We start from the raw sequence: 26,926 nt of genomic DNA on the forward strand, positions 1-26,926 counted from the left end.
TCTTGACTTCTGTGGCGCGCATCACTTAGTTTCATTTGGAATCATTTCATTTGAAAGTAACCCGTCCTGAAGTAACCGGAGGTGCCCGATGGGCAGTGTTGGTTTGCTTTACGTGGGAGCCGTCCTCTTCGTCAACGGACTGATGCTGCTCGGCACGGTTCCCGTTCGATCCGCCTCGGTTCTCAACCTCTTCGTCGGCGCACTTCAATGCGTCGTCCCCACCGTCATGCTGATTCAGGCGCAGGGAGATTCGAGCGCCGTCCTGGCGGCCTCGGGGCTCTACCTGTTCGGCTTCACCTATCTCTACGTGGGAATCAGCAATCTCGCCGGCTTCGAACCGGAAGGAATCGGGTGGTTCTCGCTGTTCGTCGCGTGCGCCGCACTCGTGTATTCCTTCCTTTCGTTCACGGTGAGCAACGACCCGGTGTTCGGAGTCATCTGGCTCGCCTGGGCTGCGCTGTGGACGCTGTTCTTCCTGGTACTCGGCCTCGGCCGCGAAAACCTCAGCCGTTTCACCGGCTGGGCCGCGATCCTTCTGAGCCAGCCCACCTGCACGGTTCCTGCCTTCCTGATCCTGACCGGCAACTTCCACACCACGCCCGCGGTCGCCGCCGGCTGGGCCGGAGCACTTCTGGTTCTCCTGGGGCTTGCCAAGATCCTTGCCGCACCCAAAGCTGCAGTACCCCAACCCCGTCCAGTCTTCAACTGATCCACACAACCAAGGAGTGAAAGACAATGCGACACGGTGACATCTCCTCGAGCAACGACACAGTCGGCGTAGCGGTCGTCAACTACAAGATGCCCCGCCTGCACGATCGCGCCGGCGTCCTCGAGAACGCCCGCAAGATCGCCGACATGATGATCGGCATGAAGACCGGCCTCCCCGGAATGGACCTGGTGGTCTTTCCCGAATACTCCACGCAGGGAATCATGTACAACGAGGAGGAGATGTACGCGACAGCGGCCACCATCCCGGGCGACGAGACCGCGATCTTCTCCGCCGCGTGCCGCGAAGCCGACACGTGGGGGATCTTCTCCATCACCGGTGAACAGCACGAGGACCATCCGAACAAGCCCCCGTACAACACGTTGATCCTCATCGACAACAAGGGCGAAATCGTTCAGAGGTACCGAAAGATCCTGCCCTGGTGCCCCATCGAAGGGTGGTACCCGGGAGACACGACGTATGTCACGGAAGGACCGAAGGGTCTGAAGATCTCGCTCATCATCTGCGACGACGGCAACTACCCGGAGATCTGGCGCGACTGCGCAATGAAGGGCGCCGAGCTGATCGTCCGCTGCCAGGGATACATGTACCCAGCCAAGGACCAGCAGGTGATGATGTCCAAGGCAATGGCCTGGGCCAACAATTGTTATGTGGCAGTTGCCAATGCGGCCGGATTCGACGGCGTCTACTCCTACTTCGGGCACTCCGCGATCATCGGATTCGACGGTCGAACGCTGGGTGAGACCGGCGAGGAGGAATACGGAATCCAGTACGCGCAGCTGTCCGTCTCGGCCATTCGTGATGCACGCGAGAACGACCAATCCCAGAACCACATCTTCAAGCTCCTCCACCGGGGCTACTCCGGAGTCCACGCAGCCGGCGACGGAGACAAGGGCGTCGCGGACTGCCCGTTCGAGTTCTACAAGCTGTGGGTCACCGATGCGCAGAAGGCTCAGGAACGCGTCGAGGCCATCACACGAGACACCGTGGGCGTCGCGGATTGCCGCGTCGGAAATCTCCCGGTCGAGAAGACCGTCGAAGCGTAAGGATCCTGCTGTGCCGTATATCACCGACATGCTCCACGACCGGAACAGTGCAGCAGCACCACCGGCCGAGGAACGGTCCGAACCCGTACCGGTCGGGGCCTTCGACGCGCGGAGGCTCTCGAAAGCCCTGAGTTCCAAGATCGTCGGACAACAGGCCGCCGTCGACGCCGTGGTTCGTGCGATTTCGATCGCGCATGTCGGTGCCACGGATCCGACGCGTCCACTCGCCAATATCCTTCTGGTCGGCCCCACCGGCGTCGGCAAGACGGAGTTGGTGCGGCGCGTGGCCGCGGAACTGCGGTCGGGGCCCGACGATCTGTGCCGCATCGACATGAATGCTCTGGCGCAAGAGCATTATGCGGCGTCGTTTTCCGGGGCCCCGCCCGGATACGCCGGCAGCAAGGAGTCCTTCACACTGTTCGACAAGAACACCGTCGAGGGCGATCCGTACACCCCCGGAATCGTCCTGTTCGACGAAGTGGAGAAGGCGGACCCCACCGTGCTGCGTGCGCTACTGCAGGTCCTCGACAACGGCGAACTCAGGTTGGCGAACGGTCAGCAGAAGATCTCGTTCCGCAACAGCTACGTGTTCCTGACCTCGAATCTCGGTTCGGCTGCGGTGGCGGAACGTCGACGGTCACACCTGCGGCAGCTCGCCGATCGCGTCCGGATCGATCGACCACGCCATGGCCATCACCTGGTCCAACGCGCGTTGGAGAAGTTCTTCGACCCCGAGTTCTTCAACCGCATCGACGAAACCGTGATCCTCGACGAGTTCGACGACCAGACCGCGGAACAGGTGACCCGGCTCGAGATCGACCTGATCACGACTCGGCTGGCCCGGAGAGGCATCGACGTCGAGGTGGACGACAGCGCCGTCGCTCTCCTGCAGCGACGCGGATTCGATCCGGTGTACGGCGCACGCGGTCTGCGTCGGACCATCCGGAACGTCCTGGCCGACCCGGTGGCCGGCGCCGTTCTCGACCTGCGACCGGTCGGGACACAGCCACTCGCCTTGCAGGCCCGGGCAGTTGGTGATCAGATACAGGTAAAGAAAGCCCCATGAGTGCTCGCTCACGTTGCGGATCGAATCCGCAACGTGGGCGACACATTTCAAACATGTCCGCGTAACGCCACCTCCCTAGGTTGGGTGCCTGCACCACAAAGTGCACATGCACAGGCACCCAGGGGAAGTGACGTCATGACAGCAGTGAACGAGCAGGTGTCCGCAGTCGCACCGGACCAGGCGAATCCCGGTCAGAACACCGCACTGAAGGAGACGCTGGAGGACTACACCCTCCGATTCGCGCCACGCAGCTACCGCAAATGGGGAACCGGAGTCGTCGCGACGTCCGCACTCGGTGGAATCGCGTATCTCGCGGACTTCTCGATCGGCGCCAACATCGGCATCTCGTACGGTACCGGCAACGCACTTCTGGGCATTGCAGTCTTTGCCGTGGTCATCATGGCCACCGGCTTCCCGCTCGCCTACTACGCTGCGCGATACAACATCGACCTCGATTTGATCACGCGCGGAAGCGGTTTCGGCTACTACGGCTCGGTCGTCACCAACGTCATCTTTGCGACGTTCACCTTCATCTTCTTCGCCCTCGAAGGTTCCATCATGGCCCAGGGTTTGAAACTGGGGCTCGGGATTCCACTGTCGATCGGATACGCGGTCTCGACGCTGATGGTCATCCCACTGGTCATCTACGGCATGAAAGCCCTGGCAAAACTCCAAGTGTGGACGACGCCGTTGTGGCTCGTCATGATGGTGCTGCCGTTCCTGTATCTGCTGTTCAAGCACCCTGATTCGGTGAGCGCGTTCTTCGCCTTCGGCGGTGAGGACGGCGCAAACGGCAAGGGTGTCAACTTCGGCTCGGTGATGTTGGCTGCGGGTGTCTGCCTGTCGCTGATCGCGCAGATCGCCGAGCAGATCGATTACTTGCGCTTCATGCCGCCCAAGACACCGGAGAACACCCGTCGTTGGTGGGCTGCAGTAATTCTCGCCGGGCCCGGCTGGGTCATCTTCGGCGCGATCAAGCAGATCGTCGGACTGTTCCTCGCCGTGTACATCATCGCGAACGTCGTCGACGGTTCCTCGATCGCCAACCAGCCCGTGCACCAATTCCTCGAGATCTACCAGGACATGATGCCGCACTGGCTGGCCATGACCCTTGCCGTGATCCTCGTGGTCATCAGCCAGATCAAGATCAACGTCACCAACGCGTACTCCGGCTCACTGGCCTGGACCAACTCGTACACCCGCGTCACCAAGACCTACCCGGGACGCATGATCTTCGTACTGGTCAACCTGGCGATCGCACTGATCTTGATGGAAGCCAACATGTTCGACTTCCTCAACACGATCCTGGGCTTCTACGCCAACTGCGGTATCGCCTGGGTCGTGGTCGTCGCCTCTGACATCGCGATCAACAAGTACTGGTTGAAGCTCTCCCCGAAGGTCCCCGAATTCCGACGCGGGATGCTCTACGACGTCAACCCCGTCGGCTTCGTGTCGATGCTGCTGGCTGCAGGAGTTTCGATCCTGGTGTTCTTCGGTGCTTTCGGTTCGACGATCAAGCCGTTCTCCCCGATCGTCGCGATCGTCATCGCGCTGGTGATGCCGCCGGTCCTCGCCGTCGCCACCAAGGGCAAGTACTACCTACGACGCACCGACGACGGCATCGATCTGCCGATGTTCGACGAGTACGGAAACCCCTCCGGTGAAACGCTTTTGTGCTGCGTCAGCGGAATCGAGTTCGAGCGTCCCGACATGCTCGCGTCGAATGTTCCCGGCCCGAACGGCGAGAAGCAGTACATCAGCTCCTTGGCCTTGAGCACCGACAAGACCGGTGAGCACGTCCTGCCGGCTCAGCCCTGACCACTGCTGTGCGCCTTTATTAACCGCCGGGGGTTAATAAAGGCGCACAGCAGGTTATGCCCCTACATCGTCGAGCGACTCACCCTTGGTCTCACGCATGACCAGCAGCGCGACAAAAGTCAACGTCGCCGCCACGAGAAGATAGATGCCGACCCAGCCGACGCCGTAGTTCTTCGCGAGGTAGACGGCGATGAACGGCGCCACCGCAGCGCCCAGAATGCTGGCGGTGTTGTACGCGATTCCCGAGCCCGTGTAGCGGACGTTGGTCGGGAAGAGTTCCGGGAGAACGGCACTCATCGGGCCGAAGGTCAGGCCCATGAGCAGCATGCCCACGATGAGGAACGCCAACATACGGCCGTCGTTCATTCCGTCCGGTTCGAGGAAGACACCGAAGGTCAAGCCGAACACCATGATCAGACCGGTGATGATCAGCAGTGTGATACGACGCCCGTACCGGTCGGCGAGCCAACCCGAGACCGGCACGGCGGCAGCGAAGAACACGACTGCGATCAGCTGCAGGACAAGGAAATCGGTGTACTTGAAGCCTGCGCCCGTTCCGCCGTCGGCCGGCGTCTTGCCGGTTCCGTGGCTGAGAACCCAGGTGGTCATGATGTAGAACAGCGTGTACGTCGCGAGCATCACGAACGTACCGATGATCAGCTGACGCCAGCTGGTCTTGAACACCTCGGCAACCGGAGTCTTGACCTTCTCGCCGCGCTCGACTGCACGCGCGAACACCGGAGTTTCCTCGAGCTTGAGCCGAACGTACAGGCCGATCATCACCATGATTGCGCTGAGCAGGAACGGAATTCGCCATCCCCAGCTCAGGAAGGCACCTTCGAGGTCCGGGCTGGAATTGTCGTGGTTCATGAACAACGTGATAATCAGGAACAGGCCGTTGGCCATGAAGAAGCCGATGGGCGCGCCGAGTTGCGGCCACATCGCCGCCCAGGCCCGCTTGCCTTCCTTGGCCGTCTCGGTCGCGAGTAGAGCCGCACCCGACCATTCACCGCCGAGCCCGAGACCCTGGCAGAAACGCATGAGCGCCAACAACGCCGGGGCCAGCAGACCGATCTGGTGATAGGTGGGCAACAGACCGATGAGGAAGGTCGCGATGCCCATCGTCAGCAACGAGCCGACCAGAGTTGCCTTGCGCCCGACGCGGTCACCGAAGTGCCCGAAGAGGATCGAGCCGAGGGGACGAGCGACGAACGCGAGTCCGAACGTCGCCAACGAGGCGAGAAGCGCGGTGGTGTCGTTGCCCTTCGGGAAGAACAGGTGCGGGAACACCGATACCGCCGCTGTTGCATAGATGTAGAAGTCGTAGAACTCGATGGACGTACCCACCATGCTGGCGACCACGATGCGGCTACGCGGCACTCCGGCGACGGTATCTGCGTCGCCGCCCTCGGGCTTGGGTGGGTTCTCACTGACTGACGTGCTCAAAGCATGCTCCTGCGCCGATATACGAAAGATGTCCAATTAGTGGGATCCTGTCCCAATCAGTAGGAATTGAACACCCGCGGGGTTTTCCGGCGCAAATTCGGTTCGCGGATTCGGCTCAGCGGGCGATCCGCGATAAAATCCCGCAAAGGTGAGCCGGGAAGTCTGGTCGGCACGTGCATTCGATGCTTTACAACGTCGGTCACGTTCATGTCTGTTGCATCCGAACTCGGGTGCACGAACAAAGGTCGTCCCCACGCGTGATCTCCACTTTGCGTTCCGAACTGTCCCGCTATCTCCGTACCGAAACGGTGGGCGGATCGATACTCCTCATCGCCGCTGCTGTCGCTCTGATCTGGGTGAACTCACCTTTTGGTGAGAGCTACATCGCTCTGCGCGACTTCCAGATCGGCCCGTCTGCACTCCATCTGGACCTCAGCCTGGGCACCTGGGCGCAAGACGGACTGCTTGCCGTCTTCTTCTTCGTCGCCGGCCTCGAACTCAAACGCGAACTGGTGGTCGGCGAACTCGCGGACCGCAAAGCCGCGATGCTCCCGATCATCGCGGCGTGCGGCGGCGTCCTGGTCCCCGCGATCATCGCGGCGTCCATCGGTTTCGGCACGCCAGGCATGGACAAGGGCTGGGCCATTCCCGTCGCGACGGACATCGCTTTCGCCCTCGGCGTGCTCGCACTCACCGGCTCGAAGATCCCCGCGAGCGCCCGAGTCTTCCTGCTCAGCCTGGCCGTCGTCGACGATCTGCTCGCCATCATCCTCATCGCCGTACTGTTCACCGGTTCCCTCGCGATGTTGTGGCTGTTGACCGCGGCCGCAGCCCTCGCTGTCTACGCCTACGCTCAACACAAACGCATCACGACGCCGTTCCTCTACGTCCCGCTGGCACTACTGACCTGGTACGCGATGCACGAAGCGGGGATACACGCCACACTCGCGGGCGTCGCGCTGGGCTTACTCACCCGGGTCAGGCGTGATCCGGACGAGGAATACGCGCCCGGTAGCCGTCTCGAGCACCGCATTCAGCCTTACTCCGCAGGCTTCTGCGTCCCCGTCTTCGCACTGTTCGCCTCCGGTGTTCCGATCAACGCGGCTGTACTCGGCGACATCTTCACCGACCCTGTCGGGCAATCGGTTGTCGTCGGCCTTCTCGTCGGCAAAACCGTCGGAATCTTCGGAATTTCCCTGCTCGCGATCAAATTGGGGATAGCAACCAAACCCAAGACACTGGAATTGAGAGACATGTTTGCCCTCTCAGTTCTCGGTGGCATCGGGTTCACCGTTAGCCTGCTTGTAGCAGACCTCGCATTGGACGGGGTCGGCGATGGCAGCGAGGCCGAGATAGCGAAGGCCGCAGTTCTCGTGACATCGTTGGTGGCATCGCTGATCGGATCAGCGCTGCTGTGGCGACGTGGACGGGTCCATGCGGCTCGAGACGACGCTTCCACCGCCATTGCCACGGACGCGAGAGAACTACCTGGAGAGGTCGACAAGTGAGCTTGACCAACGGAGAGAGCCAGCGCTTCACCGGAGATGGAGTACCGAACACGGTCTCGTCCATCCCTCTCACCGATGTGGACGCCCGCACGCCGGGCGAGGCCACCATCGGGGCCCTCGTCAAGGACGCGACCGCACAGGTCTCCACCCTCGTGCGCGCCGAGGTCGAACTTGCCAAGGCCGAGGTGACAGGCGAGGTCAAGAAGGGTCTGCAGGGCAGCGTCTTCTTCATCCTGGCCTTCACGGTTCTGCTGTTCAGCTCGTTCTTCTTCTTTTTCTTCCTGGCCGAGATGCTCGACACCTGGGTGCCGCGCTGGCTGGCGTTCCTCATCGTCTTCCTGATCATGGTGGTGACCACCGCGATTCTGGCGCTGCTCGGTTATCTGCGAGTACGCAAGCTGAGGGCCCCGGAGAAGACGATCGAATCGCTCAAGCAGGCCAAGAACGTCATCCCCGGCAGCCATGACGACGCAAAGCCGTCTGTCGATTTCAACGCGCGCCGGTAGCGAGTCTGATCGAAAGTGGCAGCCCCAGATCCATCCACCGTCAGGTTCGACGGCCCCTGGATTCACCGGGACATTCACGCCAACGGCATCCGGTTTCACGTCGTCGAGGTAGGCGACGCGGAGCCGGATGCTCCGTTGGTGGTGCTTCTGCACGGATTCGCTGATTTCTGGTGGTCCTGGCGCCATCAATTGACGGCACTGTCCGAGCAGGGCTTCCGCGTCGTCGCGATGGATCTTCGTGGGTACGGCGATTCCGACAAGCCCCCTCGTGGCTACGACGGTTGGACGCTCGCCGGTGACGTGGCCGGCCTCATTCGTGCGATGGGTTACGGCAAGGCCACGCTGATCGGTCATGCCGACGGCGGGTTGGTGTGCTGGGCGACCGCGCTCCTGCATCCACGCCTGGTGCGATCGATCGCGCTGATCTCGTCACCACACCCGATGGCGCTCAAGAAAGCCGTCGTGCGCGACCCGTATCAGCGTCGCGCGCTGTTGCCTTCGTTCCTGGCCTACCAGGTGCCGCTGCGCCCCGAGCGACGGCTGACGGCCGACAACGGCGCCGAAGTGGAGCGCCTGGTTCGCTCGCGGTCCGGCCCCACCTGGCCGCAACAACCCGAATTCGCGGACGCCATGAGCAAGATGCGGTCCGCGATCCGGATTCCGGGCGTCGCACATTCCACGCTGGAGTACCAGCGTTGGGCCTTCCGCAGCCAGCTCCGCCCCGAGGGCCGTCGTTTCATGCGTTTGATGGATCAGGTTCTTCGCATTCCGATCGTCCAGATTCACGGCGAACTCGACCCGTACGTGCTCACCCGTACCGTGCGACGCGACAAGCACTGGGCTCCCGGCGAGAAACTGCGCACCATTGCCGGAGTCGGCCATTACGCGCATCAGGAAGCCCCCGAGCGCGTCAACCGCGAACTCGGGGATTTCCTTCTCGACGAGAACTGACCGCTACGAGAACTGATCGCTACAGAATGCAGGCGCCTGTCGGCACTGGCGTCGAGGCCGACGCAGCTGCATTCAACTGGCGCGAGACTTCCTGGGCGGTGAGGACGAATCCGGTGTCGCTGTCGTCGACGGCAGCACCGAACACGACGCCGAGGACCCGCCCCTGATCGTCGACCATCGGCCCACCGGAGTTGCCCTGCCTGATGGATCCGCGGACGGTGTAGACCTCACGTTGAGTGGTTCCGGCCTTGTAGATGTCCGGTCCGTTCAGGTTCAGGACCTCACGAACGCGGGCTGCGCTGGCCGTGTACGGACCGCCGCCGGGGTAACCGAGCACCAACGCGTTGTCTCCGGTCTGAGCCTGCTCCGGAGCAAACGGCAGCACCGGTGCGTCCAATCCCGGAACCGCCAGAATCGCGATGTCGACGGCGGAGTCGAAGAGAACCACCTGCGCGGGCAGTGCGCCCTCCATGGTGTCCACCGTGATGCTCTCGGTTCCGGCCACCACGTGGGCGTTGGTCATGACGCGTTCGGGGGCGACGATGAATCCGGATCCCTCGAGCGCGCGCTGGCAACTCGGTGCGACGCCGTTGATGCGTAGAACACTCGGGCGCAGCTGCGCAGCCAACGGACTGGCGAGAACGCTCGCGTCGGGTGCTTCGACCTCGGTGATGGGCGTGCGCCCGAACGGGCCGATGACGTCCGGCAGGCCGGAGGTGTCGAGCAACGCCGAGAACTCGGTCGGGATGCGGCGCAGCCACTGCGGCGCCAGTTCGTCCACGCTGGCGAGAACGTCCGAACCACGAACAGCGGCGGCAATATTCGGCTGAGACGAGGAAGTAAGCGGAATCGCGAGCAACCACGCCGCGACCACGACGGCCACCGCCTGTAGACCCGCACCGATGACGCTGTCGACGGATCGCGCCGTCGGGCTGTGCATTCCGCTGCGCGCCGCGCGTCCGAGCACCATGCCGGCGACCTCGCCGATGATGACCAACACCACGATCAGCGAGATGCCCGCGAGGATGCGCAGCTTGCCTTCGGTGACGTGCACGAGCAGGTGTGGCGCCAACAAAATTCCGGCGACGGCGCCGAGTATCACGCCGACGAACGCCAACGCCGACGCCACCGCGCCCTGACGCCATCCGGACGTGGCCGCGATGAGCGCGACCAGAACGATGGCGATGTCCACCCAACGAGAACCTGTCATCGCGGCACCGCCGAATCCTCGACACCTTCACCGAACTCGGACAGCGCTGTGTCCAGGTCTCTCACGTCCTCGTAGTTCCACGGAATCTCCCAGCCCGACACCGTGAACAGCGCCGCGAGGATTCCTGCTGTGAACCCCCAGACCAGCATGCCGTCGGCGCGGAACGCCGGGCCCTGGTATCCGAGGGGGTGGCGAACCTGAAACCGGTTGTCGGGGTCGAGCAACGTGCGCAGCGGCACCCTGGCCACCCGTCCGACCTCGCCTTCGTCCTGAATGCCCACCGCCGTCGGCTGCTCCCAGTAGCCGAGCACCGGCGTCACGTCGAAACCCGACGGCGGGATGAAGATCTCCGGCAGCACGGTGAGCGGCTGAACTCCGCTCGGATCGAGCCCGGTCTCCTCCTGCGCTTCACGCAGCGCGGTGCCGATGGGGCCGTCGTCGCCCGGATCGGCGGCGCCGCCCGGGAATGCGACCTGTCCGCTGTGCTGACGCATCGTCGACGCACGTTGGGTCAGCAACACGTCTGCGCCCTCGGGCAATCCGCCGACGGCAAGAGGGTCGGCCTCGCGAGGTCCGCCGAAGAGCACGAGCACCGCGGCCGGACGCGTCACGGTGCCGCGCGGCGCGCGACGCTCGAGGACGGGGTTGATCCGGTGGGGATCGGTGGGTTGATTGCCGGCGACAGCACGCAACCACTCGGGAACCGGTGTACTCATACGACGACTCCCAGATATTGCGCCGCAGCGGCGGCGATTTCGTCCGCACTGCGGAAGGGTTGGGGCAAGACCTTGGCGACCGTTCCATCCGCGCGCACGAGCACCGAGACAGGCAGCACCGGCGGTGCGCCCACCGCGATCCGCACCTTGCCGTCACCGTCCTGGACGCCGGGCAAACGCACCGAGTAGTCGATGAGTCGCGTCAAAGCGTTCTCCTGATTCGGATCCGAGTGCACAGTCAGCACGTTGATGCTGCCGTCGGCGCGCTCCGCGAATTCCTGAAGGTACGGAAGCTCTTCGGCACACGGCGCGCACCAGTACGCCCACAGGTTGAGAAGAGTCGGTTTTCCGCCCACCGCTGCGGCAAGGTCGACGGGCGCTCCGTCGGACACGCAGTCGAGGGTGATTCCGGCGAGAGCCGAGCCGGTAGGCGCTTCACCGGTCGGAGTCGGGCAGGGGGCCAGAGCCGCCTGGCTACGGAGTTGATCGAGCGATTCCGACGACGGAGTGAACGTCGGCGGCTGATACGCGGACGACGACGGACCCGTCGAGGTGGGCGTCGTGTCGTCTCCCCCACGCGGCCAGATCGCCACGACGAGAGCCGCGACGACCACGAGCGCAGCGAGAGACCATCTTCCAGCACTTGTCATCGGCGATCACAACCCTGCCAGGGCGAGCAGATGATCGGTCTCGGGGCCTTTCACCAGGGCCGCGGCCTCGGTTTTGTCGGTCGGGCCGAGCCCGTACGACGGGCAGTCCTTGGCCAGTACGCACACACCGCACGCGGGCTTGCGCGCGTGGCAGACCCGTCGGCCGTGAAAGATCACGCGATGCGAGAGCAGTGTCCATTCCTTACGTTCGATCAGTGCCCCGACGGCGTGTTCCACCTTGACGGCATCTTCTTCCTCGGTCCACTTCCACCGACGCACGAGCCGACCGAAGTGGGTGTCGACGGTGATTCCCGGAATTTCGAAGGCATTGCCCAGCACGACGTTCGCGGTCTTGCGTCCGATGCCTGGGAGTTTCACGAGATCTTCGAGCTTGTTCGGGACCTGGCCGTCGTGGCGTTCGAGTAGTGCCTGACCGAGTCCGATCAACGACGTCGTCTTGTTCCGGTAGAAGCCGGTGGAGCGGATGTACTCCTCGAGTTCGGTCCGATCGGCTTCCGCGTATGCCTTCGCGTCGGGATAACGCGCGAAGAGCGCGGGGGTGACCATGTTGACGCGGACGTCCGTGCACTGCGCCGACAGAATTGTCGCCACTGCCAGTTCCAACGGAGTCGTGAAGTCGAGTTCGCAGTACACGTGCGGGAAAGCTACCGCGAGCTCACGATTCATCCGACGCGCCCGGCGTACCAATCCAAGGTGTGATTCTTCCTTCCGCGCACCCCCCGAACGCGGTTTCTTCCGCTGCTCTGAACTGCCTGTCGGGGTGGTCTGCACTCAGACAACTGTACGGATACGACATGAGTGGAGACTCCGTCGTGTCGATTCTGAGACCTTCGACGTGTTTACTTCCCCCTATGCAAGGACTCGCAGTAATTCTCTTTCCGCTACTGCTGATGCTCTTTGCCCTGGCGATGGAACGAGTCGAAGGGCGATTGCGTCGGCTCTCGGTTCAAGAGCACGAAGTAGAAGACTTCCTCGATCAGGCAAGTCACGACGATGTCGCCCGCCTGGCAAGCGATGGGTTTCCCCATGCTTTCGCGCGCTTCCACCGGAAGCGGAAGGGCCGTCAGTCGGAGGCTCCCGAGAGCGCCAGCCTGGGCGAAATCCGGACACAACGGGCAAGTTGACGGCCATACAAAGTAGTCACCGCAGCCGATTCCGGAAGAATTTTCGGCTCTTACGTGGCATCAATCACTCGCCGCGAGCTATCGGGACGTAGACTTCGATGCCGTACCTGTTGCATTGAACACAGATTGCATTGGACACAGTGTCTCACTCATGAGGGCTGAGCCTGTGTACGACGGTTTGTGCGCAGCACGGGTACAAAGATAGATAGCGCAAAAATGACACCACAAACGAACAAATCCCAACAAGGAGCGCACGTGGACGACGTCCTGGCAAGAGCCGGCATCTTCCAAGGAGTCGAGCCCTCAGCGGTAGCGGCGCTGACAAAGCAGCTGCAGCCCGTCGACTTCCCCCGTGGACATGTCATCTTCAACGAAGGTGAGCCCGGTGACCGCCTGTACATCATCGTGTCCGGCAAGGTGAAGATCGGTCGACGCTCACCCGACGGTCGCGAGAACCTGCTGACGATCATGGGCCCGTCCGACATGTTCGGCGAACTGTCCATCTTCGACCCCGGCCCCCGCACCTCGACGGCGACGACCGTCACCGAGGTTCGCGCCGTGAGCATGGATCGCGACGCTCTCAAGGCATGGATCCAGCAGCGTCCCGAGATCGCCGAGCAGCTGCTGCGCGTTCTCGCCCGCCGACTGCGTCGTACCAACAACACCCTGGCCGACCTGATCTTCACGGACGTTCCCGGCCGTGTCGCCAAGGCGCTCCTGCAGCTCGCGCAGCGCTTCGGCACTCAGGAAGGTGGCGCACTGCGCGTCACTCACGACCTCACGCAAGAAGAGATCGCCCAGCTCGTCGGCGCTTCCCGCGAGACCGTCAACAAGGCGCTCGCCGATTTCGCACACCGCGGATGGCTGCGCCTCGAAGGCAAGAGCGTCCTGATCTCGGATTCCGAGCGTCTGGCTCGTCGCGCGCGCTAGTTTCTTCCTTCTCGACTCTTTCGGCCGCTCCCACTTCGGTGGGGGCGGCCGAAGTCATTCCCTGGACTCTCGTTGTACCTATCGGTAAAGTATGTACCGGTAGGTACACATCTGATCGAGAGGCCACGTCATGACCGTCCGAGCACCGATTCCGCCCTTCACCCACGAAACCGCCGTCCAGAAGGTCCGCCTCGCCGAGGACGGATGGAACTCACGCGATCCACACAAGGTGTCGCTGGCCTACACGCCGGACAGTTGGTGGCGTAATCGGTCCACGTTCGTCACCGGCCGATCCGAAATCGTCGAACTTCTGACCGAGAAGTGGACCCGCGAGCTGGACTACCGCCTGATCAAAGAACTGTGGGCCCACGACGGCGACCGCATCGCGGTTCGATTTGCCTACGAGTGGCACGATCACGACGGGCAGTGGTTCCGCTCCTACGGCAACGAGAACTGGGAGTTCGACGCCGACGGCCTCATGCACCACCGTCATGCCGGCATCAACGACGTCGCCATCGCGGAGAACGACCGAAAGTTCTTCTGGGATTCGACAGGACCACGCCCGCAGGATCATCCAGGCCTGAGCGAGCTGGGCCTGTAATGGAATGGGCCTGTAATGGAAGGATGAATCCATGGTCAGACAGGTAGCTGAACGCTCCGATACGATTCCCGCGCTCGCGAACGTGTTCCGCACCTACGGGTTCGACGGAGCAAGCCTGGCCGTCATCACCGAACACACCGGGTTGGGCAAAGGCAGTCTCTACAACTTCTTTCCGCGCGGGAAGGAAGAGATGGCCGAGGCGGTGCTCGACGAGGTCGCCGGATGGTTTCGCGCCGAAGTCTTCGAACCGCTTCGAGCAGAGTCGGTTCCACCGAGTCAGCGTGTCCAGAGCATGTTCGTTACCGTGGCCGACTACTTTCGGTCCGGGCAACGCATTTGCCTGTTCGGCGCATTTGCACTCGGTGAAGAGCGAAGCCGCTTCGGTACCAAGGTGAGAACCTACTTCGACGAGTGGACAGTCGCTCTCGCGGCGGCACTCGCCGGCGCCGAAGATTCCATCGGACTCGCCGAAGAAGCCGTGGCCGGGATCCAAGGCGCAATCGTGATGTCTCGAGCGCTGGACGACAGCGCCGTATACAGCCGAGTGACGACGAAACTCGAAGATCGACTGATGCAGGCACTCACGCCGTAACGCATACCGCACGACCGCAAAGGCATTTGTGCCACGGCATCCACCTGGCATGCTCGAAAAGGCACGCACAAGACGAAAGGAACCCATGCTCTCGTCCGAGACGGTGATCGCATCCACAGCTTCGGGGAAGATCCGCGGCCGAAAGCGTGACGGTTCCTACTACTTCGGTGCGATCCCCTATGCCCGCGCGGGGCGTTTCGAGAAACCTCGCCCGGTGGAACCGTTCTCCGACGTCTTCGACGCCACGGCTCTCGGAACGGTGTTCCCCCAACCACCTTCACGTCTCGAACGGATCATGGGACCGCCGCTCCCCGAACCGGAGCTCAGCGAGGACAGCTTCACCGTCACGGTCACAACCCCGTCGCTGAACGGTCGCCGCCCGGTGATGGTGTGGCTGCACGGCGGCGGATACTCCAGTGGCGGCGGCTCCCTCCCCTGGTACGACGGCGGGGCTTTGTCAGCCGAGGGCGACGTCGTCGTGGTGTCGGTCAACTATCGCGTCGGTGTGCTCGGATACCTCCTCCTCGACGGCGTCAGCGAAGGCAATCTCGGGGTCCACGATCAGATCGCGGCGCTCGAGTGGGTACGCGAGAACATCGAGGCATTCGGTGGCGACCCCGATTCGGTCACCGTATTCGGGCAGTCGGCCGGCGCTCATTCCATTGTGAATCTGTTGGGCAGTAACAACTCTCGAACTCTGTTCCGTCGAGCAATTCTGCAGAGCACCCCGCGGCCGGACCTCAACTTCACGCAGGCTGCCGCAATCGAGAACGGCGAGACGTTTGCCCGACTGCTCGACGGAGATCCTCGGACCGCGCCACTTTCCCACATCCTCGACGCATTCCGCGGCACGGCAATCGAGTTCAGCCGGCGGTCCCCCAATGTCGTGCAACCGCCCTTCGCACCGATTTCCGAACTGGAACCCGTGACCCGGACCTTCGACGCAGCGCCTGACGTCATCGTGGGATACACCCGCGACGAGGGATCCGCTTTCCTGCGCGACGTGGCGGGAGCACCCGATCCCGAACGCGTCGCCGAAAAAGCACTGACACAGAACATGTTTGCCGAGCCGGCGATGGAGCTGGCCGATACCTTCACCGCGGCCGGCGCGTCGGTGTACACGTATCGCTTCGACTGGGCACCGACGGAAGACGTCTTCGGAGCAACCCACTGCATCGAACTACCCTTCGTGTTGGGAACCGAGCAGTCCTGGCAGGGCTCACCGATGCTCGGCAGCAACGACTGGCAGAGCATCGACGCACTGGGCCGACGGATACGCCGACACTGGACGTCGTTTGCGCACACGGGAAGTCCGGACAACAGCGAAACGTGGGAGAAATACACCCCGGCCCAACCGATCGGAATCACCTTCTCCTGAGCAACTTCGGGCGCCTACCCACTCGCCGCAATCCCGTCTAGGATTGCTCCATGGACATGCCCAAGCTCCTCGACGGGCGACTCAAGCTCCGCCATCTACTGCTCGTCGACGCGTTGAGCCGTCAGGGCAGTGTGGTCGGTGCCGCTGCTGCACTTCACATCACGCAACCCGTTGCGACCCGCAGTCTGCACGACATCGAGTCCATTCTCGGTGTCTCGCTCTTCGACCGCGGCCCACGCGGAATCACCCCGACCATTTTCGGCGAGGCCTTCACAACTCATGCGCGGGCCGTGATCGCGCAGCTGACCGAAGCCGGGCGGCACGTCGTCGAACTTGCCGACGCCAATCGCGGAACGGTCATCGTGGGAACACATCTCGCCGGATCCAACGTGCTGCTTCCCGGCGCCATCGCACGCCTGAAGGTTCACCACCCGCTGCTCACCGTCGTCGTGCGCGAAGGTACGCCCGAACAGTTGCTCACCGATCTGGAAGCGGGCCGAATCGACCTGATCGTCGGCCGGCTCACCTCACCTACCGATGACACCGCGATACGACGGAACCTCTACGCCGAATCCGTCGAACTCGTCACCCGCGTGGATCACCCGCTCGCTCTTCGTGAGGACGTCCAACTCGAAGAGTTGCGCGGCTTCCCCTGGATCCTGCCCGGGGTCGAGACAGTGCTCCGCCGCGAGCTGGAGGAGTTCTTCGCCCGCAACGGCTTGCCGTTGCCCGAAAATCGGGTCGAGGCAACCTCTTTCCTCACCGTGCGTCAACTGCTGGTCGAGACCGACATGATCGCCGTACTGCCGAGCCTCATCCCCCGCGACGACGCGCGCTTGACCACCCTGTCCATCACACTCGATCCGATCGGGCACAGCGTCGGCATCACATCGTCGGCGACTCGCACGTCGAGTCCGTCCGCTCAGGCCCTCATCGCGACGCTGGAGTCCTTTGCAGCCGAGCTCATGCGACCGTGAAACGCCGATCGGCCCGTTCCCTCCATGGGAACGGGCCGATCGGATCAATCCGGTACTCAGGCGTTTTCGGAGACGCGAATTTCCTCGTGCTCCAAGCCCCTCGACGAATCGGGGACAATCTTGAACAGGGCGATGGCGCCGACCAGGCTGATCGTGCACACCCCGGCGAGATACCAGGTCACACCCGCCGAAGATCCAGTGGCGTCGAGCAGAGCCGTGGCGATCATCGGCGCCAGTCCACCACCGAGAATCGCACCACTCTGGAGAATCAGAGACGAGCCGGAATAGCGGACCTTGGCCGGGAAGGTGTCGGCGATGATGCTGCCCTGGACACAATGTGTGACCGGAACGATCAGGCCCATACCCAGGAACGCGATGACGGCGACCATTTTGTTCTCGGTGTTGAGGAGCGGGAAGAACACGATGCACCACAACAGGATTGCGGCTGATCCGCCGATGAACATGTGTCGACGCCCGTACTTGTCGGCGATCTTGGTCCAGAACGGGATGGAAAGGAACCACAGGACTGCGGCAGCGGTCACGCTGAGCACGAGGAACTGCTTGTCGTAGCCCAGATGTTGCGTGCCGTACGACAGAGTGAACACCATGAAGGCGTACGCCACGGCGGAGTTCGCCAAGCACGCGGCAAGCGTGAGAGACAAACGGGGGAAGCCGACCTTGAGCGACTCACGCAGCGGGAAGCGAACTATTTCGCCCTTCTCCATGACCCCGGCAAATGACGGCGACTCGGTGACGCGCAGGCGGATCACCAAACCGATCGCCACCAGAACGAAGCTCAGCAGGAAGGGGATTCGCCAACCCCACGACGCGAATGCGGAGTCCGACATCACGGCGTTGGTCGTCAGGAAAATGCCGTTGGCGAGAACCAGTCCGGCAGGTGTGCCCATCTGCGGGAAACCTGCATACAGATTCTTCTGCCCGGCCGGCGCATGCTCCATCGACATGAGTGTCGCGCCGGCGCCTTCACCGCCAAGACCGATGCCCTGAACGACGCGCATGGCCACCAGGAGGACGGGTGCCCAGAACCCGATGGAGTCGTAGTTCGGGATGAGGCCGATGAGTGTGGACCCGACGCCCATCATCACCAGCGAGACCACGAGCGTGGCCTTGCGCCCGATGCGGTCACCGAAGTGCCCGAACACGAGTCCACCTACCGGCCGTGCGATGAACCCGACGGCGAAGGTGCTGAAGGCAGCCAGCGTGCCGGCCGTGGGGCTCAGGCTCGGAAAGAATTGTTTGTTGAAGATCAGCGCGGCGGCTGTGCCGTAGAGGAAGAAGTCGTACCATTCGAGAGTTGTGCCGGCCAGGGTTGCCATGGCAACTCGGCTGCGGGCAGCTTTCTCCGGCAACGGCTTTCCGTCACTCGTCGTGCTGTTGGATATCTTGTCTGACATCGCGGAACCTATCGATTGGATGGGGCAGGCGGACGATGAAATCTGTAGTCACCGACCCCGTCTTCGGGATTGTCGGCATCACGAGCGTCGTCGATCGTTGTGTTTGGAATTGTGCTCGCTCGAGACATGACTCACAAATGCCGAATTCACCGTCCGCCATACCGGAAAGGGTATAGCCGGGGCCTCAGGCGAGACCCAGGAAGCGTTCGGCATTCCCCCGCGAAATCAGTTGGCGCGCAGTATCGTCCAAGAACTCACTCTTGCGAACCACCTCACCGACCGGACGCTCCCCCAAGGGGTACGGGTAATCGCTACCCACCATCACACGGTCCACCCCCACCGTGTCCACCAACAGTCGCAGCGCACGCTCGTCGAAGACGACGGAATCCACGTAGAACCTTCCCAGGTAGTGCGAAGGAGGGAACTCCGACGTACCGATGATGTCGTTGCGGCCGTGCCAGGCGTTTTCCATCCGTCCCAACCAGAACGCGAAAGATCCACCACCGTGCGCAAATCCGATCTTCAGGCGATCGTCGATCTTGTCGAACACTCCACCGAGAATCAGTGCGAGTATCGACAGGTGCGTTTCGGCCGGCATCGCGGTGAGCCACTGCGCCATCCACCGGTCGAGACGCGGGGAGTTGGCCATGTCCCACGGGTGCACGAAGACGGGCACGTCCAGCGACGCACAGTGTTGCAGGAACGTCACCACGCCCTCGCTGTCGAGGTCCAGATCGCCGACATGATTGCCGATCTCGACACCGCGGTGCCCGTTCGCGATGCACCGCTCCAACTCACGGCACGCTGCGTCGGTGTCCTGCAGAGGCACCTGGCAGAACGGAATCAACCGATCCTTCGCCGGCTCCACGATCTCGAGTGCGAGGTCGTTGAAGATCCGTGCAATGCGGCTTGCCTGCTCACCGCTCCGGCCGTAGTTGAAAAACGCCGGAGTAGGTGAGACGACCTGCGTCTGCACGCCGTCGGCATCCATGTCCCGAAGCCGCACCTCGGCGTCCCAGGCATCGGACTGGATGCGGCGGAACTCCTTGGTGCCCATCATGATCATTGCTTCGGTTTCCGACTCGACCTTCAGCCACGGCGCTTGCGGCCCCGCGTCTTCGGTCAGATCCGGCCACCCGTTGGGCACGTAATGGGTGTGGATGTCGATCAGGTTGCTCATAGCTCAGCCCTTGCCGGGATGGAGCGTGCCGCACTTGTCACACGTGCGGGCTTCTTCGCTCTCGTAGAACTTGACGAACACCGGCGGCAGGTCGGCCACGATGTCGCGCACCTGAAGTTCGACCTCGTGAATCTTGTGGTCGCATTCGAGGCAGTACCACTGGAACTTCTCGAGCGTGCCTTCCTTGCGGACGCGTTCGATGACCAGGCCGATCGAGCCCGCGGTGGGACGCTGGGGCGAATGCGGAATGTCTCCTGGCAGCAGCCAGGTTTCGCCCTCCCGAATGTCGACACGCTGAGGACCGTCTTCGGTCATCACGTTGACGTGGATGTCGCCTTCGAGCTGGTAGAACCACTCCTCGTACGGATCGAGGTGATAGTCGGTCCGCTGGTTGGGGCCGCCGACGACCTGCACGATGAAGTCGTCTCCGAGCGCCATCGTCTGATTGTTCACAGGCGGCTGCAGCAGGTGGCGGTTGTCGTCGATCCACTTCTTGAAGTCGATGACGGGAGGAATCGTGGTCATGATGCATTCTCCGTATCTTCGGACGCCGAGCGCTTGGAGGCGGGCACGTACGCCACGCCGGAAATTTCGATGAGCAGGTGAGGGTGGGGCAGTTGGTGAACAGCCACAGTCGTTCTCGTCGGACCGTTTTCGTCGAACAGTTCGGCGTACACCTCGTTGTATCCGCCGAAGTCGTTCATCGACACCAGGTAGGAGGTGACCTGAACCAGATCACTGAGTTCTCCGCCCACTTCGGCGAGGATTGCCGCGATGTTTTCGATGACGGCACGGGTCTGGGCCCGGATGTCGAGCGCCGTCGTCCCCATCTCGTCGACCTCGACGCCGACAAACGTGTTGTCGGGCCGACGCGAGCTGGTACCGGAGACGTAGACGAAGTCACCGACCACCTTGACATGCGGGAACTTTCCGCGCGGCTTTGCCAGCTTCTCGATGACCTGCGCCCCACTCATCGCTTCACACCTTTGACCGTGACGGTTCCGAGGCCGTCGATGGTGCACTGGGCGACGCCCTCGTCGAGTCGCACAGCTGCGGTGGCGGCACCGGCCAGAATTACCTGACCGGCGCGCAACGGAATTCGGCGTCGACGCGCGATGTCGAGCAGCGCATGCAAAGCTCGCGCCGGATCGCCGAGAATGGCCGCCGTGGTTCCGAGCACCGTCTCGCCACCGACTTCCATACGCACGGAACGGTCCTCGACGTTCTGCAGCGGCAGCCACCGCCCGATCACGTATCCGGCCGCGCTGGTGTTGTCGGCGACGACGTCGGTGTAGGTGAAGCGGAAGTCGCGGTAGCGCGAGTCGATGATCTCCATTGCCGGAGCCAGCGCGTCGACGCAGGTTTCGATGTCGACGTTCGGATCGTCGAGATCGACGTCCTTCGACAGGCGGTATGCCACTTCGGGTTCGATCTTGGGATGAATGAACGTCCTCAGGTCGACTTCGCCGCCGTTGCTCACGCACATCGTGTCGGTCAGCTGACCGACGATCACTTCGGACACACCCATCTGCGCCATCTTCGCCTGACTGGTGAAGCCGAGCTTGATCCCCACAATCGATTCGCCACGACTGGTGCGTCGTTCGAGGAGTTCGTTCTGGATCCGGTAGGCCTCGTCGATGTCGATGGTGTGTTCGTCGGCGAGGCTCGGGGTGTCGGTGCGACTCTGTTGAGCGTCGTCGAGGCGACGTGCGAGTGCGGATACGGTGTCTTCGGGGGCTGTCATCACGCCTCGCTCATTTCTGGAAAACTTTTGCGGTTTCGATGTTCACAGTTGCACACATACGTTCGTCGGTTCGGTGTAGAAATGCAGCGAGGACTCGCCACCCTCACGTCCGATGCCGGACAAGCCCATACCGCCGAAGGGAGATCGCAGTTCACGGGTGAACCACGTGTTGACCCAGGAGATTCCGACGTTCATCTTCTGCGCGACGCGGTGTCCACGGCGCAGGTCGTTGGTCCACACAGAGGCAGCGAGGCCGTACTCGGTGTCGTTTGCCAGTGCGATCGCCTCGGCTTCGGTCTCGAACGGAATGAGTGCCGCAACGGGTCCGAAGATCTCCTCGCGCACGGCGCGATCCTTGTTGGTCAAACCCGTCCACAGGGTGGGTTCGATCCACGACCCGCCGGCAAGCTCCTGCCCGAGATCCGGAATGCCGCCACCGGTAAGCACTTTCGCACCCTCCTGCTCGGCGATCTCGAAGTAGTCGAGAACCTTCTTCCGGTGCGCCTGCGAGATGAGCGGTCCGGTCGTCGTTGCATCGAGCGTCGGGTCGCCCAGACGCAATCCTGCTGCCCGCTCGACGAGTCCACCGGCGATGTCGTCGAAAATACTGCGGTGCACGTACACCCGCTCGGTGCACAGGCAGACCTGGCCGGTGTTGGTGAACACGGACTTGGTCAGACCCGTCAACGCTTCGTCGATGTCGACGTCGTCGAAGACGATCGCGGCGTTCTTGCCGCCCAGTTCGAACGAGACCGGACGGACCCGCGGCGCAACGGTTTTCATGACATGCGAACCCGTTGCCGAAGATCCGGTGAAGGTGACGCCGTCGATGCCGGGGTGAGTGGTGAGGAACTCGCCGGCGGAGTTCGCACCGAACCCGTGGACGACGTTGTAGACGCCGGCAGGCAGGCCGACTTCTTCGAGTACCTCGGCCAGCAGCGACGCCGTCGCGGGGGTTTCCTCGGAGGGCTTGACCACCACGGAGTTTCCACACGCGAGCGCGGGCGCGACCTTCCAGGTCAGGAGAAGCAGCGGCAAGTTCCACGGAACGATCACGGCGACGACGCCGAGCGGCTTGCGGATCGCGTAGTTCAGCGCCTGCTTGCCACCCGCGAGATCCGTGACAAACGATTCCTGTCCGGCCGCGGCGACGATGTCGGCGAAGGTGCGGAAGTTCGTCAGGGCGCGCGCGACGTCGAGTTCGCGTGCCTGCGTGATCGGCTTGCCGGTGTCCGCCATCTCTGCGGCGACGAACTCTTCGAATCGCTCCTCGATCCGGTCGGCGGCGCGTCGCAGCAGAGCCGTCCGCTCTCGAACCGGTGTATCGGCCCAACCGTTGCCCAGAGCGCGTCTGGCAGAGGTCACGGCCCGATCGACCAGGGCCTTGTCGGCCTCGTGGACCCGGGCGAGAACACGGCCCGTTGCCGGGTCGACCTGATCGAAGCTCGACGACTCGTCGGGTTCGACATAGGAGCCGTCCACGTAATTGCGGATCCATCCGTCGCATTGTGAGGTCATGGACTAACTATTGGCCCGTGACCCATATCAAACAAATGCAAAAACTGCCGCCAGCTATACCTCGATCGGCATAGATGGCGGCAGTTCGGTCAAACAACTCAGCTCGCTATGTCGGCGCCGAACGCCTCAGCGACGCAGATACGCCAACTGCACATTGACGGATTTCTCCGCCACCGGCCACAGCTTCGGGTCCACGTCGGAGTAGACGTGCTCGACAACGTCGCGAACCGAAGCCGACTCCCCCAACGTCGACAGAGCGGCTCGCACCTGGTCCAGACGCTCCTCGCGGTGAGCCAGGTACTGCTGCGAAATCGTCTGCAGATCGGGCAGGTCCGGACCGTGCCCTGGTAGAACCGTCAGTCCTTCGCCGAGTGCGGCCAGGGATCGCAGCGAGGTGAGGTAGTCCCCCAGATCGCCGTCGGAATCGTCGAGGACTGCCGTGCCGCGGCCGAGAATGGTGTCGCCCGTCAGCACGCTCGCGTCGTTCTCGACGACTATCGACACCGAGTCGGCGGTATGGCCCGGCGTCGCGAGGATCCGCAACTTCAGGCCCGCCACCTCGATCACTTCACCGTCGACAAGCGCCGAAGCGCCCCCGCGAAGAAAAGTGGGATCGACGGAACGCACTGGAGCCGAAGTCAATTCATGGAAACGGTCCACCCCGCCGGTGTGGTCGTAGTGCCGGTGCGTGATCAAGGTCAGCGCTACCGGACCGATACCAGCGACACGTTGCAGGTGTTCCTCGTCGTTGTCGCCTGGATCGACGACAACACACTCGACGCTGCCGGGAGCATGCAGAATCCAGGTGTTCGTACCGTCCAGCGTCATCATGCCCGGATTGTTCTCGAGCAAGACCGAAGCGATGTCGGTGACGCGGCGAAGCTGCGCGTAGGCGGGATGGACCGTCGACATCAGCGAACTTCGACGATCAGTTCCACCTCGACCGGAGAGCCGAGGGGAAGTTCTGCCACACCGACTGCCGAACGAGCGTGGATACCGGCGTCGCCGAGCACCTCGCCGAGGAATTCGGAAGCGCCGTTGATCACGCCGGGCTGACCGGTGAATCCTTCGGCGGATGCCACGAAGCCGACAACCTTGACGACACGAACGACGTTGTCGATGCCGACCAGGGCGTCGATGGCAGCGAGAGCGTTGAGCGCGCAGGTACGAGCCGCGGCCTTGGCGTCCTCATCCGACACGCCCGCGCCGAGCTTGCCGGTCAGCGCCAGTTTTCCGTCGACGAACGGGAGCTGACCCGACGTGTACACGTGATTGCCGCTGCGAACCGCGGGAACGTACGCAGCGACGGGTGCCGCGACGGCGGGAAGTGCAATGCCCAGTTCGGCGAGACGCTCCGACCAGGTCTGTGTTGCCTCTGCCATGTGATTCAGCCCTTCGGACGCTTCATGTACGCGACGTGCTGCTCGCCCGACGCGCTCGGCAGGACTGCGACGAGCTCCCAGCCGTCGACACCCCAGTTGTCGAGAATTGCCTTCGGATTGTGGACCAGCAACGGAGTCACGGTGTATTCCCAGGAAGTTATTTCGCTCATGCGGTGAGCCTATCCCGCGTACATCTTCGGCCCCAGACTTATAGGCTCGCGGTGTGGTTGCATCCCAAGATGAGCTGAGCAGGACCTGGCCCGAGTCCGCGACGAAGGCCCGCCTGCACTTTGTGTCAGGTAAAGGCGGAACCGGTAAGTCCACGGTTGCCGCTGCGTTGGCGCTTGCGTTGGCCGAAGGCGGCAAGCGCGTTCTCCTCGTGGAGGTCGAGGGCCGCCAGGGAATCGCGCAGCTCTTCGACGTACCGCCGCTTCCACCGCAGGAAACCAAGGTCGCGGCCGCCGAAGGCGGCGGTGAAGTGATGGCTCTGGCCGTCGACATCGAGACCGCGTTCCTCGAATACCTCGAAATGTTCTACAACCTCGGCTTCGCCGGCCGGGCGATGCGTAAGTTCGGCGCCATCGAATTCGCCACCACCATCGCTCCCGGCCTTCGCGACGTTCTCCTCACCGGCAAGATCAAGGAGTGCGTCATCCGCACCGATCGAACCGGCAAACGCGTGTACGACGCCGTTGTCGTCGACGCTCCCCCGACCGGACGAATCGGCAGCTTCCTCGACGTCACCAAGGCGATGGCCGATCTTGCCAAGGGCGGCCCGGTGCACTCCCAGAGTGAAGGCGTCGTTCGGCTGCTGCACTCGCCGGAGACCGTCGTACATCTGGTTGCACTTCTCGAAGCGCTGCCCGTTCAGGAAACTGCCGACGCTGCCGCAGAACTGGCGCGTGACGACCTCAACCTCGGTGCCATCATCGTCAACCGCGCCAGCCCGAGGTTCTTGCCCGAAGACCAACTCTCCGGTGCTGCAGCCGGCAATATCGATGCAGCTTCGATCCGGACGACGCTCTCCGATGTCGGCATCGATCTGTCGGACGACGACTTCGCCGGCCTTCTCACCGAGACGATCGAACACGCGTCGGTGCTCGAAGCTCAAGAATCCAGCGCCGAGAAGCTCCGCGAGATCGACGGGGCTCGGGTGCAACTCCCCGCACTCGCCGACGGCGTCGATCTCGGCGGACTGTACGAACTTGCCGAATACCTCACGGAACAGGGCGTGTGATGACCGAGACCACCGAGAACGTGACGGTCGGCAGTTCCAGGACCGGCCGACGCGCAGCTCCTGCCCTCGATATTTCGGCGATCATCAAGGACCCGACGGCCCGGATCGTGGTGTGTTGCGGCGCAGGTGGCGTCGGCAAGACCACGACGGCGGCGTCGCTGGCGTTGCGTGCCGCCGAAGAGGGCCGACGCGTAGTCGTACTCACCATCGATCCGGCCCGTCGCCTCGCACAGGCCTTGGGTGTGGCCGAACTCGACAACACTCCGCAGCCGGTGAAGCTGGGTCCCGAAGCCACGGGCGAACTGCACGCGATGATGCTGAACATGCGTCGGACTTTCGACGAGATGGTCATCGAACATTCGAGCCCTGAGAAGGCCGAGCAGATCCTGGCGAATCCCTTTTACCAAACCGTTGCCACATCGTTCTCCGGAACGCAGGAGTACATGGCGATGGAGAAGTTGGGGCAGCTGGCGTCGAACGACGCGTGGGATCTGGTGATCGTCGATACCCCGCCGTCCCGCAATGCGCTCGACTTCCTCGACGCTCCACAGAGGCTCGGAACATTCCTCGACGGACGGATGATCCGGCTGCTCTCGGCACCCGGCCGTGGCCTGACCAGGCTCGTGGCCGGCGCGATGGGATTGGCACTGAAGGGCGTCTCGACCATCGTGGGAAGCCAAATGCTTTCGGATGCATCGGCATTCGTGCAGTCGCTCGACTCGATGTTCGGTGGTTTCCGTGAACGCGCCACGAAGACCTACGAGTTGCTGCGTCAGCCGGGGACTCATTTCCTGGTGATCGCAGCGGCCGAACCCGACGCTCTTCGCGAGGCGGCGTTCTTCGTCGATCGCCTTGCGGGTGATTCGATGCCGTTGGCCGGTTTGGTTCTCAACCGCACGCACCCGACGTTGACGGCTCTGCCTGCCGATCATGCAGTGACCGCCGCCGACAAACTGGAAGCGAAGGAAAATGCGACCGAGGCCGAAGCCCTCACCGCAGCCGTTCTCCGCATCCATGCCCATCGGGCCGTGATCGCGAAGCGAGAAATCGCCTTGCTGAGTCGATTCACCGCAGCTCACCCGAGGGTGCCGCTGATCGGTGTTCCGTCGCTACCGTTCGAGGTCTCGGACCTCGAGGCGCTGCGCGCGGTGGGAGATCAGCTCACTCGTAAGGGCTGATCCCC

29 protein-coding genes are annotated in these 26,926 nt (G+C 62.9%); 15 read left to right on the forward strand and 14 right to left on the reverse strand.

Going from position 1 to position 26,926, the window contains the following annotated elements:
* Positions 1–88: 88 nt before the first annotated feature.
* The 4 genes from ABWI03_RS21920 to ABWI03_RS21935 all read left to right on the forward strand — a co-directional run bounded on the left by ABWI03_RS21920 (position 89) and on the right by ABWI03_RS21935 (position 4,657).
* On the forward strand, positions 89–709 hold the full coding sequence (locus ABWI03_RS21920) for an AmiS/UreI family transporter (RefSeq protein WP_166813885.1): 621 nt from the start codon (positions 89–91) through the stop codon (positions 707–709).
* Positions 710–735: 26 nt separating this feature from the next.
* Entirely contained in the window at positions 736–1,773 is a 1,038-nt protein-coding gene (locus ABWI03_RS21925; RefSeq protein WP_095973499.1) for an aliphatic amidase, read from the forward strand.
* 10 nt (positions 1,774–1,783) lie between these two features.
* The gene (locus ABWI03_RS21930) at positions 1,784–2,839 is read left to right on the forward strand and encodes an AAA family ATPase (protein ID WP_124566759.1); all 1,056 of its coding nucleotides are present in this window, start codon (positions 1,784–1,786) and stop codon (positions 2,837–2,839) included.
* Positions 2,840–2,974: 135 nt separating this feature from the next.
* A complete protein-coding gene (locus tag ABWI03_RS21935; RefSeq protein WP_298776230.1) occupies positions 2,975–4,657 on the forward strand; it encodes a purine-cytosine permease family protein in 1,683 nt (560 codons plus the stop codon).
* A 54-nt stretch (positions 4,658–4,711) separates the two neighbouring features.
* Here the strand turns inward: ABWI03_RS21935 and ABWI03_RS21940 are convergent, their stop codons facing one another.
* Complete coding sequence (locus ABWI03_RS21940) at positions 4,712–6,103, reverse strand: MFS transporter (protein ID WP_003946096.1); 1,392 nt, start codon at positions 6,101–6,103, stop codon at positions 4,712–4,714.
* A gap of 173 nt (positions 6,104–6,276) precedes the next feature.
* On the opposite strand from ABWI03_RS21940, the gene nhaA reads away from it, so the two are divergent.
* The 3 genes from nhaA to ABWI03_RS21955 are packed head-to-tail and all read left to right on the forward strand — an operon-like array spanning position 6,277 to position 9,068.
* Positions 6,277–7,611, forward strand: a complete 1,335-nt coding sequence (gene nhaA / locus ABWI03_RS21945; protein WP_372581513.1) for a Na+/H+ antiporter NhaA — start codon at positions 6,277–6,279, stop codon at positions 7,609–7,611.
* The gene (locus ABWI03_RS21950) at positions 7,608–8,117 is read left to right on the forward strand and encodes a phage holin family protein (protein ID WP_007732413.1); all 510 of its coding nucleotides are present in this window, start codon (positions 7,608–7,610) and stop codon (positions 8,115–8,117) included. Before nhaA ends, ABWI03_RS21950 begins: the two co-directional genes overlap by 4 nt.
* A 15-nt stretch (positions 8,118–8,132) precedes the next feature.
* Positions 8,133–9,068 carry an alpha/beta fold hydrolase gene (locus ABWI03_RS21955; protein ID WP_296555027.1) on the forward strand — a complete coding sequence of 312 codons (936 nt, stop codon included), beginning with the start codon at positions 8,133–8,135 and terminating at the stop codon, positions 9,066–9,068.
* A gap of 19 nt (positions 9,069–9,087) precedes the next feature.
* On the opposite strand, the gene ABWI03_RS21960 is transcribed toward ABWI03_RS21955, so the two are convergent.
* Genes ABWI03_RS21960 through nth form a run of 4 tightly spaced genes read right to left on the reverse strand, consistent with a single transcriptional unit; the run spans position 9,088 to position 12,436 of the window.
* Positions 9,088–10,278 (reverse strand): MarP family serine protease, encoded by a 1,191-nt coding sequence (locus ABWI03_RS21960; RefSeq protein WP_019746623.1) that lies wholly within the window; start codon positions 10,276–10,278, stop codon positions 9,088–9,090.
* Complete coding sequence (locus tag ABWI03_RS21965; RefSeq protein WP_095973495.1) at positions 10,275–10,994, reverse strand: NUDIX hydrolase; 720 nt, start codon at positions 10,992–10,994, stop codon at positions 10,275–10,277. The genes ABWI03_RS21960 and ABWI03_RS21965 overlap by 4 nt, the downstream gene beginning before the upstream one ends.
* Positions 10,991–11,644, reverse strand: a complete 654-nt coding sequence (locus ABWI03_RS21970) for a TlpA family protein disulfide reductase (RefSeq protein ID WP_298776236.1) — start codon at positions 11,642–11,644, stop codon at positions 10,991–10,993. The genes ABWI03_RS21965 and ABWI03_RS21970 overlap by 4 nt, the downstream gene beginning before the upstream one ends.
* Positions 11,645–11,650: 6 nt before the next feature.
* Complete coding sequence (nth, locus tag ABWI03_RS21975; protein ID WP_298776239.1) at positions 11,651–12,436, reverse strand: endonuclease III; 786 nt, start codon at positions 12,434–12,436, stop codon at positions 11,651–11,653.
* Positions 12,437–12,516: 80 nt separating this feature from the next.
* On the opposite strand from nth, the gene ABWI03_RS21980 reads away from it, so the two are divergent.
* The 6 genes from ABWI03_RS21980 (at position 12,517) to ABWI03_RS22005 (ending at position 17,267) form a co-directional block, all read left to right on the forward strand.
* Complete coding sequence (locus ABWI03_RS21980; protein WP_019746620.1) at positions 12,517–12,789, forward strand: hypothetical protein; 273 nt, start codon at positions 12,517–12,519, stop codon at positions 12,787–12,789.
* A gap of 255 nt (positions 12,790–13,044) precedes the next feature.
* Positions 13,045–13,719, forward strand: coding sequence for a Crp/Fnr family transcriptional regulator (locus ABWI03_RS21985; RefSeq protein ID WP_003943506.1), 675 nt, complete (start codon positions 13,045–13,047; stop codon positions 13,717–13,719).
* Positions 13,720–13,849: 130 nt separating this feature from the next.
* Positions 13,850–14,320 (forward strand): nuclear transport factor 2 family protein, encoded by a 471-nt coding sequence (locus tag ABWI03_RS21990; RefSeq protein WP_298776246.1) that lies wholly within the window; start codon positions 13,850–13,852, stop codon positions 14,318–14,320.
* A gap of 31 nt (positions 14,321–14,351) precedes the next feature.
* Positions 14,352–14,912, forward strand: coding sequence for a TetR/AcrR family transcriptional regulator (locus ABWI03_RS21995; protein WP_298776248.1), 561 nt, complete (start codon positions 14,352–14,354; stop codon positions 14,910–14,912).
* Between the two features lie 85 nt (positions 14,913–14,997).
* Positions 14,998–16,290, forward strand: a complete 1,293-nt coding sequence (locus tag ABWI03_RS22000) for a carboxylesterase family protein (RefSeq protein ID WP_298776250.1) — start codon at positions 14,998–15,000, stop codon at positions 16,288–16,290.
* 50 nt (positions 16,291–16,340) lie between these two features.
* Positions 16,341–17,267, forward strand: a complete 927-nt coding sequence (locus tag ABWI03_RS22005; RefSeq protein WP_095973490.1) for a LysR substrate-binding domain-containing protein — start codon at positions 16,341–16,343, stop codon at positions 17,265–17,267.
* Between the two features lie 56 nt (positions 17,268–17,323).
* On the opposite strand, the gene ABWI03_RS22010 is transcribed toward ABWI03_RS22005, so the two are convergent.
* From ABWI03_RS22010 to sp36, 9 genes are all read right to left on the reverse strand, one after another.
* Complete coding sequence (locus ABWI03_RS22010; protein WP_124566754.1) at positions 17,324–18,682, reverse strand: MFS transporter; 1,359 nt, start codon at positions 18,680–18,682, stop codon at positions 17,324–17,326.
* 184 nt (positions 18,683–18,866) lie between these two features.
* Entirely contained in the window at positions 18,867–19,862 is a 996-nt protein-coding gene (locus ABWI03_RS22015; RefSeq protein WP_124566753.1) for an amidohydrolase family protein, read from the reverse strand.
* A 3-nt stretch (positions 19,863–19,865) separates the two neighbouring features.
* Positions 19,866–20,387 carry a 3-hydroxyanthranilate 3,4-dioxygenase gene (locus tag ABWI03_RS22020; RefSeq protein WP_003943511.1) on the reverse strand — a complete coding sequence of 174 codons (522 nt, stop codon included), beginning with the start codon at positions 20,385–20,387 and terminating at the stop codon, positions 19,866–19,868.
* On the reverse strand, positions 20,384–20,836 hold the full coding sequence (locus ABWI03_RS22025; RefSeq protein ID WP_019746612.1) for a RidA family protein: 453 nt from the start codon (positions 20,834–20,836) through the stop codon (positions 20,384–20,386). The genes ABWI03_RS22020 and ABWI03_RS22025 overlap by 4 nt, the downstream gene beginning before the upstream one ends.
* On the reverse strand, positions 20,833–21,606 hold the full coding sequence (locus ABWI03_RS22030) for a 2-keto-4-pentenoate hydratase (protein WP_095973775.1): 774 nt from the start codon (positions 21,604–21,606) through the stop codon (positions 20,833–20,835). Before ABWI03_RS22030 ends, ABWI03_RS22025 begins: the two co-directional genes overlap by 4 nt.
* Before the next feature lie 42 nt (positions 21,607–21,648).
* Positions 21,649–23,124 carry a 2-hydroxymuconic semialdehyde dehydrogenase gene (locus ABWI03_RS22035; RefSeq protein WP_095973774.1) on the reverse strand — a complete coding sequence of 492 codons (1,476 nt, stop codon included), beginning with the start codon at positions 23,122–23,124 and terminating at the stop codon, positions 21,649–21,651.
* Positions 23,125–23,250: 126 nt separating this feature from the next.
* A complete protein-coding gene (locus ABWI03_RS22040) occupies positions 23,251–24,036 on the reverse strand; it encodes an MBL fold metallo-hydrolase (protein WP_095969666.1) in 786 nt (261 codons plus the stop codon).
* The gene (locus ABWI03_RS22045; protein WP_003943508.1) at positions 24,036–24,506 is read right to left on the reverse strand and encodes a RidA family protein; all 471 of its coding nucleotides are present in this window, start codon (positions 24,504–24,506) and stop codon (positions 24,036–24,038) included. The genes ABWI03_RS22040 and ABWI03_RS22045 overlap by 1 nt, the downstream gene beginning before the upstream one ends.
* A gap of 5 nt (positions 24,507–24,511) precedes the next feature.
* Positions 24,512–24,676, reverse strand: coding sequence for a Sp36 family protein (gene sp36, locus ABWI03_RS22050; RefSeq protein ID WP_003943454.1), 165 nt, complete (start codon positions 24,674–24,676; stop codon positions 24,512–24,514).
* A gap of 53 nt (positions 24,677–24,729) precedes the next feature.
* Here sp36 and bagA point away from each other — a divergent pair, with 53 nt between their 5' ends.
* Together bagA and bagB are read left to right on the forward strand one after the other, a co-directional pair.
* A complete protein-coding gene (gene bagA, locus ABWI03_RS22055) occupies positions 24,730–25,743 on the forward strand; it encodes an ATPase BagA (RefSeq protein WP_298776261.1) in 1,014 nt (337 codons plus the stop codon).
* Entirely contained in the window at positions 25,743–26,921 is a 1,179-nt protein-coding gene (bagB, locus tag ABWI03_RS22060; protein ID WP_007732380.1) for an ATPase BagB, read from the forward strand. Before bagA ends, bagB begins: the two co-directional genes overlap by 1 nt.
* Positions 26,922–26,926 lie beyond the last annotated feature (5 nt).

The organism is Rhodococcus baikonurensis, assembly GCF_040489275.1.
Lineage (GTDB): Bacteria > Actinomycetota > Actinomycetes > Mycobacteriales > Mycobacteriaceae > Rhodococcus_F > Rhodococcus_F baikonurensis.

What these genes read in the sequence shown, in the direction of transcription:
- ABWI03_RS21920 (WP_166813885.1), top strand. Translation starts at nt 89, where the DNA reads ATGGGCAGTGTTGGTTTGCTTTACGTGGGAGCCGTCCTCTTCGTCAAC.
- ABWI03_RS21925 (WP_095973499.1), top strand. Translation starts at nt 736, where the DNA reads ATGCGACACGGTGACATCTCCTCGAGCAACGACACAGTCGGCGTAGCG.
- ABWI03_RS21935 (WP_298776230.1), top strand. Translation starts at nt 2,975, where the DNA reads ATGACAGCAGTGAACGAGCAGGTGTCCGCAGTCGCACCGGACCAGGCG.
- ABWI03_RS21960 (WP_019746623.1), bottom strand. Translation starts at nt 10,278, where the DNA reads ATGACAGGTTCTCGTTGGGTGGACATCGCCATCGTTCTGGTCGCGCTC.
- ABWI03_RS21965 (WP_095973495.1), bottom strand. Translation starts at nt 10,994, where the DNA reads ATGAGTACACCGGTTCCCGAGTGGTTGCGTGCTGTCGCCGGCAATCAA.
- ABWI03_RS21970 (WP_298776236.1), bottom strand. Translation starts at nt 11,644, where the DNA reads ATGACAAGTGCTGGAAGATGGTCTCTCGCTGCGCTCGTGGTCGTCGCG.
- ABWI03_RS21980 (WP_019746620.1), top strand. Translation starts at nt 12,517, where the DNA reads ATGCAAGGACTCGCAGTAATTCTCTTTCCGCTACTGCTGATGCTCTTT.
- ABWI03_RS21990 (WP_298776246.1), top strand. Translation starts at nt 13,850, where the DNA reads ATGACCGTCCGAGCACCGATTCCGCCCTTCACCCACGAAACCGCCGTC.
- ABWI03_RS21995 (WP_298776248.1), top strand. Translation starts at nt 14,352, where the DNA reads ATGGTCAGACAGGTAGCTGAACGCTCCGATACGATTCCCGCGCTCGCG.
- ABWI03_RS22000 (WP_298776250.1), top strand. Translation starts at nt 14,998, where the DNA reads ATGCTCTCGTCCGAGACGGTGATCGCATCCACAGCTTCGGGGAAGATC.
- ABWI03_RS22005 (WP_095973490.1), top strand. Translation starts at nt 16,341, where the DNA reads ATGGACATGCCCAAGCTCCTCGACGGGCGACTCAAGCTCCGCCATCTA.
- ABWI03_RS22010 (WP_124566754.1), bottom strand. Translation starts at nt 18,682, where the DNA reads ATGTCAGACAAGATATCCAACAGCACGACGAGTGACGGAAAGCCGTTG.
- ABWI03_RS22015 (WP_124566753.1), bottom strand. Translation starts at nt 19,862, where the DNA reads ATGAGCAACCTGATCGACATCCACACCCATTACGTGCCCAACGGGTGG.
- ABWI03_RS22020 (WP_003943511.1), bottom strand. Translation starts at nt 20,387, where the DNA reads ATGACCACGATTCCTCCCGTCATCGACTTCAAGAAGTGGATCGACGAC.
- ABWI03_RS22025 (WP_019746612.1), bottom strand. Translation starts at nt 20,836, where the DNA reads ATGAGTGGGGCGCAGGTCATCGAGAAGCTGGCAAAGCCGCGCGGAAAG.
- ABWI03_RS22030 (WP_095973775.1), bottom strand. Translation starts at nt 21,606, where the DNA reads ATGACAGCCCCCGAAGACACCGTATCCGCACTCGCACGTCGCCTCGAC.
- ABWI03_RS22035 (WP_095973774.1), bottom strand. Translation starts at nt 23,124, where the DNA reads ATGACCTCACAATGCGACGGATGGATCCGCAATTACGTGGACGGCTCC.
- ABWI03_RS22040 (WP_095969666.1), bottom strand. Translation starts at nt 24,036, where the DNA reads ATGTCGACGGTCCATCCCGCCTACGCGCAGCTTCGCCGCGTCACCGAC.
- ABWI03_RS22045 (WP_003943508.1), bottom strand. Translation starts at nt 24,506, where the DNA reads ATGGCAGAGGCAACACAGACCTGGTCGGAGCGTCTCGCCGAACTGGGC.
- sp36 (WP_003943454.1), bottom strand. Translation starts at nt 24,676, where the DNA reads ATGAGCGAAATAACTTCCTGGGAATACACCGTGACTCCGTTGCTGGTC.
- bagB (WP_007732380.1), top strand. Translation starts at nt 25,743, where the DNA reads ATGACCGAGACCACCGAGAACGTGACGGTCGGCAGTTCCAGGACCGGC.